The organism is Endozoicomonas acroporae, assembly GCF_002864045.1.
Classification (GTDB): Bacteria; Pseudomonadota; Gammaproteobacteria; order Pseudomonadales; family Endozoicomonadaceae; genus Endozoicomonas; species Endozoicomonas acroporae.
This window is the reverse complement of sequence record NZ_PJPV01000100.1, coordinates 21,737-32,037: the sequence shown is the minus strand read 5'-3', so window position 1 is coordinate 32,037 and position 10,301 is coordinate 21,737. Positions and strand designations below refer to the sequence as shown.

The window sequence follows — 10,301 nt, the reverse complement described above, 5'->3', positions numbered from 1 at the left end:
GCTACGGCTATGCTCCCTGCGTTGTGCCTTGCATAGTAACTGTCCACTTAGCCAGAAATATACGATTCCATTTGGCCAACTACTTAGCTACTTAATGCTCTGGAAAGAAAAAGGCGGTGAGCATGGACAATTTTGGTTTATTTGTCAGGCTGTCAACCACCGCAGGACTGCATGGATGCAGGTACTAGACCGGATATTTTCAGACTAGTCAAAAAAATGTACTGAATGAATTTTTAAAAGGTTGTTGTTTGAGAATTTAAAAAAAACCGTTCAATCTGTTCGGTTTTTATTGATAACTGTTCTGAGTTTTCATTTAAAGACTAAATAAGCCCTTCTATTCTGCTAGCATGAAATTAAATAAGTGTAATCATGGATTAATCAGACTCCAGCAACTGGATCTGATGATGTTTTTTCAACTGATTGCCTGCTGATAGTTAAGGACAACAAACAGTCAGGACAGGTTATGAGTAATGTCAACGGGCCAAGAGGAACCAGCTTTTCAACACCGCCAGAATTCCCCCGGGGTGATCAAACTGCTGAGGAAAAAAGTGATATAAGCCCTAAACCCCATAGATATATCCAGTCTGTCAGGGGAAGTTTTCAGCATTCAACAAAACCATTTAGTGCCAGAAGTATTCGCCCGGTACCTATTCTTGATGTAAAAATCAGGGGATTGCTAAAGTCTGATCATTTTCGGGATGTGGAAAAAGCACTAAACTGTGGTGGTGATATAAAGGCTGACGGTCGAAATCTACAGTCAGATCGGGATGAAGTTGAGAACATATTAAAAGAGATTCAAACCAAGTCAGCAAAAAAAGAAGTAGATCTGGATGCTGATTTCTCAGTAAAGCTAAAAAAACACCTGAATGATCTTAAAAGAATTGATTTAAGCAGCCCAAAAGAGCTTGCACAAATCATTGTTTCATCAATGGATGATATCCGAGATTGGCATTTTAACGCAGGCTACGACAAAACGTTAATCACAGGCAAGCAACTGATTGATTCTGAAGGAAAGCTTAGAGATATACTCAGCAATTACAGTGTTGGAAATCCGGGTGTAACAAAGCAAGAAATTATAGCTCCAGCCAGGGGTGAGGTATCAAGTGATGAGTCGCACCCTGTGACTCCTGCTTCAGCGAATGGCCAGACAACATCAGCCGTGCGCAGCGGCACCGTGACGAGGCCCGATGGTGAGAAAACACCGGCCGTAATCAGTGACGATGCCTTGATCGCGACAAATGGGCATGAAATACCTGCGGTGACCAATAAGGCCAAAGATGAAGGTGGGGAATCAGGTTATAGGTCTGACGTTACTTCTTCTGTATCTCCAGTTGATCAAAGAACTGAAACCAGTCCAACGTCCTCAGCGCGGCGAGCGTCTACTACAGGTACTCAAACCTCACCGGTTTCTGGTTCACCCGGGCCGATGCCTGAAGAGACTGGAAAAAGTCCGGGTGTGAATAAAACCGGGAAATTAGATGATAGTTCTAGCGTTACTTCTCTTTTACCCTCAGCTGACCAGGGAACTGAAACCAGTCCAGCATCCATAGCGCAGCGTTCGTCCACTACTGGCACTCAGACAGTTTCTGATAACTTGATTGAAAGGACTGGAAACAGTCCGGTTGGAGATGAAGCTAAGGAATCAGGTAAGGGTTTTGAGGTTACTTCTCCTGAATCTCCAGTTGACGAAAAAACTGAAACCTCTTCAACGTCCCTGGTGCGGGGGATGTCCATTACAGGCACTCAGACCTTATCGATTCCTGAGTCAGACGGGCCGATGTCTGAAGGGACTGGAAAAAGTCCGGCTGTGAATGAAACCGGGAAATCAGGTGATGGTTCTGACGTTGATTCTCTATCGTCTCCAGATGACCAGGGAGCTGAAACCAGTTCAACGTCATCAGCGCGGCGGGCCTCCTCTGCTGGCACTCAGACGGATGCTGATAACTCGATGCCTGAAGAGACTGGAAACAGTCCGGTTGTAGATGAAGCTAAAGAATCAGGTGATGGTTCTGACGCTACTTCTCCAGCATCTTTAGTTGATCAGGGAACTGTAACCAGTCCAGAAACACTCGGGGCGTCCAGTACAGGCAGTCAGACCTCATCGGTTACTGATTCACCCGGGCCGATGCCTGAAGAGACTGGAAAAAGTCCGGTAGGGGATAAAGCCGGAAAATCAGGTAATGGTTCTGACGTTTCCTCCCTCTTATCTCCAGTTGACCAGGGAATTAAAACCAGTCCAACGTCCGAAGCACCGGGGGCGTTCATTACAGGCAGTCAGACCACATCGGTTCCTGAGTCGCTCAAGCTGATTCCTGAAGGGGCTGGAACAAATCCGGCTGAGGATAAAGCTAAGAAATCAGGTGATGGTTCTGATGTTGTTTCTCTTTCATCTTCAGTTGACCAGGGAACTGAAACCAGTCCAACATCCCTGGCGCGGCGTGCGTCCACTACAGGCGCTCAGACCTTACCGGTTCCTGATGGCTCACCCGGGTCAATGCTTGAAGAGACTGGAAACAGTCCGGTAGGGGATAAAGCTGAAAAATCAGGCGATGGTTCTGACGTTGCCTCTCTCTTATCTCCAGTTGACCAGGGAATTAAAACCAGTCCAACGTCCGAAGCACCGGGAGCGTTCATTACAGGCAGTCAGACCCCATCGGTTCCTGATTCGCTCAAGCCAATGCCTAAAGGGACTGGAAACAGTTCGGTTGGGGATGAAGCTGAGGAATCAGGTGAGAGTTCTGACGTTGCTTCTCTTTCATCTTCAGTGGACCAGGGAACTGAAACCAGTCCAGCATCCATAGCGAGGGGTTCGTCCACTACAGGCACTCAGGCAGTTTCTGATAACTTGATGCCTGAAGAGACTGGAAACAGTCCGGTTGTGGATGAAGCTAAAGGACCAGGTGATGATTCTGACGCTACTTCTCCAGCATCTTTAGTTGATCAAGGAACTGAAACCAGTCCAGAAACACTCGTGGCATCCAGCACAGGCAATCAGACCTCATCGGTTACTGATTCACCCAGGTCGATGCCTGAAGAGGCTGTAAAAAGTCTGGTTGGGGATAAAGCTGAAAAATCAGACGATGGTTCTGACGTTGCCTCTCTTTTATCTCCAGTTGACCAGGGAATTAAAACCACTCCAGCGTCCGAAGCACCGGGGGCCTTCATTACAGGCAGTCAGACCACATCGGTTCCTGATTCGCTCAAGCCAATGCCTGAAGGGACTGAAACAAGTCTGGTTGGGGATGAAGCCAAGAAATCAGGTGATGGTTCTGACGTTGCTTCTCTTTCATCTTCAGTTGACCAGGGGACTGGAACCAATCCAATATCCTTAGCGCGGCGTGCGTCCACTTCAGGTACTCAGACCTCTCCAGTTGACACAGGAACTGTGACGGGTCCAACGACCGAGGCAAAAGGAGAAGACGACGAAAACAGTCCTACCCAACAGTTTGCTGATGCCTCAACCAATGCGATACCCGATACCACCAGTCGTGGAACCGGCACAACACCCGTAGTGAAAGTAGAAGACGACGAAGACAGTACACCTCGACAGCTTGCTGATGCCCCTATCAATGGGATACCCGAGACCAACAGTCGTGAAACCAGTCCGAAGCTTGCAACTTCAGAGATGACCGCTACCGGTAGTCAGACCCCACCGACTACTGATGACTCAATCAGTACGATGCCTGAAGTGGTGGGAGTCAGGCAAAGCCCGGTTGGGGGTGAAGCTGAGGAATCAGTGGGTGGGTCGCGCCCTGTTACCCCTCCTTCCTCTCCAGTGAACACAGAAACCGGAACCGGCACAACACCCGTAGCGAATGGTGAAGACGACGAAAACATTCTACCTCGACAGCTTGTTGATGCCTCAACCAATACGAAAACCGAGACCACCAGTCGTGGAACCAGTCCGATTTCTGAGGAAGTTGATGTCTCAACCAGACCGACTCCTGAGGGTGCTGAAGACAACAAAGATACAGTCAGGAATGAAGCTGAGAAATCAGGTGTTACTCCTCCTTCATCTGCAGATGACATAGGGGTTGAAACCAGTCCGAAGCTTGCAGCTTCAGAGATGACCGCTACCGGTAGTCAGACCTCACCGGCTACTGATGACTCATTCAGTAAGATGTCTGAAGATATGGGAGTCAGACAAAGTCCGGTTGGGGGTGAAGCTGAGGAATCAGTGGGTGGGTCGCGCCCTGTTACCCCCCCTTCCTCGCCAGTGGACACAGAAACTGGAACCGACCCAATACCCGTAGCGAAAGTGGAAGACAACGAAAACAGTCCACCCCGACAGTTTGCTGATGCCTCAACCAATGCGATACCCGAAACCACCAGTCGTGAAACCAGTCCGATGTCTGAGACTATTGACGACAAAAGTAGTCTAATGGCGGTGGCCTCAGGAGCGAACAGTGACAACACACCAGCACCCGTATCGTCTGAGCGTACTGAGAGCAGTAATCAGGCCTCACAGGTTACTGTAGAGCCAACCAGTAACACTTCTGGGGTGACTGAAGAAAGCAACAGTCGAACACCAGCAGAACTTCCAGAGGTGACTTCGCCAACTGCACTGGATCAGGAGCCCGGGGAATTGGAGCAGTATTTAAACACTGTTCCCGTTAACCAGGAAGCGGTTCAACTTTCCGGGGTTCATCAGAACACGGTTGCCCTGCAACAAGCGGTAAACAGTATGGCCGCTAAAGTGGAGCAGTTTAATAACTGGAAGGATGCAGAGATAGCAAAGAAAGACATTACCTGGCTGGAGGGAGAGGATAGAAAGCTTGAGCCAAGTAATACCCGTTTGCGAAATGCAATTGCCGGGCAAATTCAAACCTTGGGGAAAGATATAGATAAGACCGTTAATGATTTTAATAATAAATATGGCAATCGCCCTAAAGAGTGTAAAGCACTTGAAGACACAGCGAGCAGAATCAAAGAAAGTCTGCAGCAGCAAAAAGATAGTATTGATCAATCAAACCGGGTAATAACGGGACCAGCAGTCCAAAAGTGGCTTGCAGATCTTGATAAGACCAGCACTAACTTTCCCAACACTAATGACTACATGGAGAAGGTGTTACCAGACCTGGCCAGTGTCTTTGCATCTAATAATGGAGAAGCGTGCAGTTACCTGGCGGGTCAAACCATTGATCGGGTATCCAGGGAGTTAGTCAGAAGATGTAACGCAGAGGTTGCTAAAGTTCCCGGTGGTGAAGGGCGTCATTTGGAGCTGCAGAAGCTTTATATGCAGTATGCCCAGAGGTTACAGCAGCTCGACCCACAGAGAATTCCCGCCCGTGTTCATCAGGGAAAATTGAGTATCAGAGGTAAGCAATTTGCCTCAGAAGCTATCCGGCAACAGGAGGCAGAACTGGGTAAGGTATTTGGTGACCCGCAAACCGACGCTGAGGTTTCAGATACAAGTACGTCAGCCAGTGAAAAACAGGCCGCCAGGCTGATAGAGGATGCCCGCATCAGGCCGAGGTTGCTGGCGCTGTTGAACAGTCTTAAGCCAGCGCAGGAAGGCATTACAAATACCGCCGTGGAAAAGGCAGAGGACCTGGATGCCGCATTGACAAAAGGGTTGCTGGATATTCGCGATCAATTCAACCTGCATCCTATGCCGGGTAAGTTCGCTGTTCTGGAAGCCTGTCAGAGTGATCTGAAAAAGCCCAATTCCAAACTGGCTGCCGAGTCAGTTAATCAGCACAACGGTAAATTAACTGCAAAAGATGGTAAGCCCAGATATAAGAAACTGGAAGAACGTTGTGATGGTTTACTGAAAAAGCTGGACAATGCCCGGGATTTTCCGGAAACAACCGGCCAGAAACTGGAGTTTATGGAGGCATTTCACCAGAAAAGCATCTTCGATTATGAAGCCTTAAAAGATGGTGCAGCGACCACGGAAGGATCTTTTACGGTCACCAGGCTTGGCAGAGGTAAAGGCCCTCTGAGTGAATTTTTTGCTGGCGTACCCAATGCCAACTATCGCAAAGCGGATGAAGGGGCAGAAAGTATAGCGATCGATGGCGGCAAACCGGAAGGCATTGTCTTTGAAAAAAACCGGGCTGGCGACTGGCATGGCATGCTGGGCAACAAACATTATACATTACACCCCCGCTTTCTCTACGAGTACCCGAAAAGCAATATTCCCTTTGCCGACAACTGGTTGCCAGTGAGAGCAGATGATGGCAAGCCAGGCATTCTGGTTCTGCAAACTACGGCACAGGAGCCCAGGTATTTCTTGTATGAGCCGGATGGCAAAGGAGAGTTAAAGCCCAAGTCTATAGATGCTACCAGTGACGATGAATTGGTCGATGCTGAGTTTTTGCTGCGGGCAGCAAAAGGCCCCGGCGAGGCCTCCTTCAATAACAAGCCAGATGAGGTCGCCAAGGCCAAAGCCAGTGCGCTCAGAGGTGGTGTACAGTCGGTCCGCGACAAGTGGAATAAAACACAGAATGCGCAGAAAAAGCTGGCTTCGTTATATCACCAAACCCGCATTGACGTGGAAAAACGATCCGGTGATGGAGCTCTACAGGAATTGATTGGCACCAAGGATCAAAGCGAGCTTCTGGCGGGTCGGAAGGTAAGGAAGAGTCAATACACCGATCTTCAGAACAAAAAAGAAAATAAAAAGAAGGTAGGGACTCATCTGGAAAATGCCAGCTTGAAATCAGCGGATCAGCGCTATCAAAACCTCTCGCCAGATACCAGTTTTGATCAGGTTGGCAAAGGCTATTATGAGCAGTGCCGGAAGAAATTTGGCAGTAATGAGCTGATTGAACTTGGTGAGAAAAACCTCAAGGTGTTCAAAGCGGGTGCTTTTCATAACATGTCGGTATTTGCCGGTTGTGAAATTAAACCGGATGCACCGGAATGGTCAGACGGCTCAATCCAGCAGGTTGCATCGAACTTTGACAAGGTGGTCAAAGTGAATCGGGACCGGCAGCTGCGGTTGAGCGAGGGTGTGGACTATCTGACCAGAAAGCTGGGAACTGCTATTAGAGATAAAAATAAAGATAAAGAGCTGGATTTTTACCGGGATGATGAACTGGTCGATTTTGCGATTAATCAGTTTAAGAACGGGCATCTGCCAGAGTCGGTCGGGGTAAATCGTGGCACATTCTGTGATGACCTGGTACAACTGATGCTGGTGAAGAATGAGCGTGATTTCTGTCGCAGCATGGGGCAGCGTATGGATGCTCTGAAAGACAAACTGGCGGTGGTCAGGAGTGAGCGCTTTGACAGCCAGCAGATGCCTGATGATGAGTTTAAAGGTGCCTGTCAGGCATTGAATCTGAATATGGCGCTACTGGCTGGTGCGCAGAAAGAAGCTAGTGAACGAATCGAGTCCCACTACCGTCGTGGTCTGGATGAACAAAGCCGGGCCATGATTTCATTTGAGCAAGGCGGGCTGGTCCTGCGTGGCGATCAGCCAAAGATGGCTGAAAAAGCATTTAAATTTGTGCAGAAAATGGGGAAAGGCAGGACGTCAAAAGGTAATACATTGGTGTTCCAGCTTGGTACCGGTTACGGTAAAAGTAAAACAATTATTCCCCTTGTTGCCGATCAGGCCTGCAGGAAAAATCATCCTGTTCGGATCATTGCGCCAGCCAATAACCAGGCTGAACTGGACCACTCCCTGACAGGTTATTTTGCTGATTCCGGCGTAACCTACCGCAGGCTGGATCTGTTTAAAGATTTTGTGCCCAAGTCCGGCGCTCCCGAGAAATGGTGGTCACCGGCGGTGTTGGAGGATATTAAAGCGCAGGTGAGTGCGACAGCCCCGCTGGGTATCTCCACAAAGGATGTCCTGCTATTAATGACGCTCAGGGACCGACTGAAAACCATTGATGCGGCAGACTACCAGGCTCACTGTAAAGAAACCCCGGCTACGTTGCAAAAAGAGATTCGCTTATTAGACGACATTTTGGATGCATTGCAATACGACGGCCTGAAGGTTGTTGATGAGTATGACCGGTTATCCACACCAAGCAGTAGTGATGAGTTTAAGGAGCAGGCCGCAGATATGAGCCGCGCGCAAAGCGTGCTCGGGACGAAACCGATAAATGAACGCGAAGTGGCCGAATTGCTGGCAGCCTTTTTGAGCGGCAGTAAGAATAAAGTCTGTCTGTCAGCCACCATGGGAACCGGTTTTACCATGGCTGGGTTGACGAAATCGGCCACCGTTCAAGAGGCAGCGAAAAAATGCGAATCGAACGCCATGACAACCCAAGCCAGACTCTTCAACTGGCTATCGAAAACCACGCCTGTCTTGTCCGGTGATACATCCGACCCGGACAATAGAATTAACGTCCTCAAGCAGGTGATGGAGCGTTCCGGTAAGGATAAACAGATCATTCTGTTTGATGGTAACCATAATGGTGAAGACCGGTTCATGCATGTTAAGAAGGATTATGACTATCTGAAAGAAGCACGAGGTGGCAAGGTTCGGGGGCTTTTGTACTACAACGATCAGAAACAGCTCTGTTTGTACCATCCGAAACAGGAAAAATACCAGCAATCAGACGCTGTGGTTTCACCGGAATTGGAGGCGTTGATTCGAAAGAACCCTGAGGATTACGACGTTCGCCTTGACAAGACGCAAGGTACCGGAACGGATTGTCCTCAAGGTTCGAACAGTGTCGGTATCCACCTTGGTATGCTTGAAGATGACAACAGGCGCGGCAATGTAATGACTCAGGAGTTTGGTCGATTCTCGCGCGCGTCGAGCCCTTTAAATATAAAAGGGGGGCAGGAATTCTTTATGGTGCTTAATACGAAATTCTTGCCACCCAATGGCAGCGTGAGCCACGAGTACCGTGAGAAGCAGAAAGAACTGACCAATGCCTGTGAGCGAGCCGATGAGCGCGCTCAGGAAGCGATGGCGAAACTGCTGGGCGAGTTAGACAATAAGGTGAGTCCTGAGCAGTTACGAGTGATCCATGCCAAACTGCATGTTTCGCCTCCGGATGAGGAAGGCCAATATGACACTAACCTCGAACGTGATTTGGGAACCTTTATCAAGTCCTGGGAGTGCAATGTATTTCCCCATTCGGTGAAAACCGCTTTGGCAGATTTCAAAAGAGCCCAGTGGTATGGGGAGAATCAGTCTCAGGAAACCATAGCTACCATGATGGCACTTCGTGAAGATTCATCGTTTGTAAAAGCCTGTGAGACAAACTTTGAGCGAGGGAGTAAGCGCGCAGATGTTGATGAGATTTTATCCAATGCTCATACCTGGCGCGGTGACAGGGCCAAAAAGGTGCTTGATAAGGTTGAGCTTGGCCAGGTCATCACTCCGGTGGGCAGTGCGGGTGAATATAACCATCAAGTGTATGTTAAGGAATTTGAAGGTCAGTTGAGACGCGAAGTTCATAAAGAGTTACAGAAAATAGAAAGAGAGAGCTTTGATAACTTTAATAAAGACGAATCCCTTGAGGCCGTTGCCAAAAGCGAGCACATGGATGATGAAATTAAAGAATGTATTGCTAAATTACAGGCAAGGGGAATCAGGCCAGATTCTCAGACAGTGATACATAACATTCCACAGGAACTCAAAGAACATTGCGGCCAATTGTGGGCAAAGGCTGATCATTTATATTCAGAAATCAGTAGTCTTTGCAATAATGGTAAGCCCATTGAAAATAAGGGGAATAAAGATATCGGACTTGTGGCCACTTCAGGATGGGATAGAGTCACCGCAGCCAAACAAGAGCTGGATGATAAGCTCCGGGCAGTGCAAGAGCGTGGAGATTTAGTCACACTCACAGAGTTTTGCCGGGAGCAGGGCAGTGCCGTAGAAGTATTTTATCATGAACTGGCCAAGGCATTATCTGCTGTTACATTTGCCTCGGATAAGAATAATAATAATAATTTCGGAAAGTTGTGTGGATATCTGGGAGAAGTAATGCCGGGGCTTAAAAAACAATTCAGAACCGTAAATGATAGAAAAGGTTATCTCTATCCAGCGAAAAAAGGTCCACATCCTACAGAAATCATGTTGACAAAATCCGGGTTACCAACCAAAAAATGGGACTGGCATGTCACTGTTGAAAAATTAGATGATCGATTAAAGAACCAGCTTGTTGCTCTTGACGATATGAGAAAAGAAGATAATGCCAAACAAATGGCCAGGGCAGAGTTAAGCATAAAAGGAGGTGTTCAATTGACGAATTGTCTGGGACGGATTCAGGACGAGCTGTTGGCCGCTAATAAAAAATATAGAAAAACACTGGTAAAAGATGCTGTGCGTACCCAGGATGCAATCGATAAAAGAAAAACAATCAAGTTGCAATGATTATTTGATA

Annotated in this window: 1 protein-coding gene; it reads left to right on the top strand. The window is 48.1% G+C overall.

Annotated features, from left to right (window positions below):
* Nucleotides 1-463 precede the first annotated feature (463 nt).
* Nucleotides 464-10,291: a hypothetical protein gene (locus tag CX664_RS16540; protein ID WP_101747813.1), complete on the top strand. Its 9,828-nt coding sequence runs from the start codon at nt 464-466 to the stop codon at nt 10,289-10,291.
* Nucleotides 10,292-10,301: the final 10 nt, after the last annotated feature.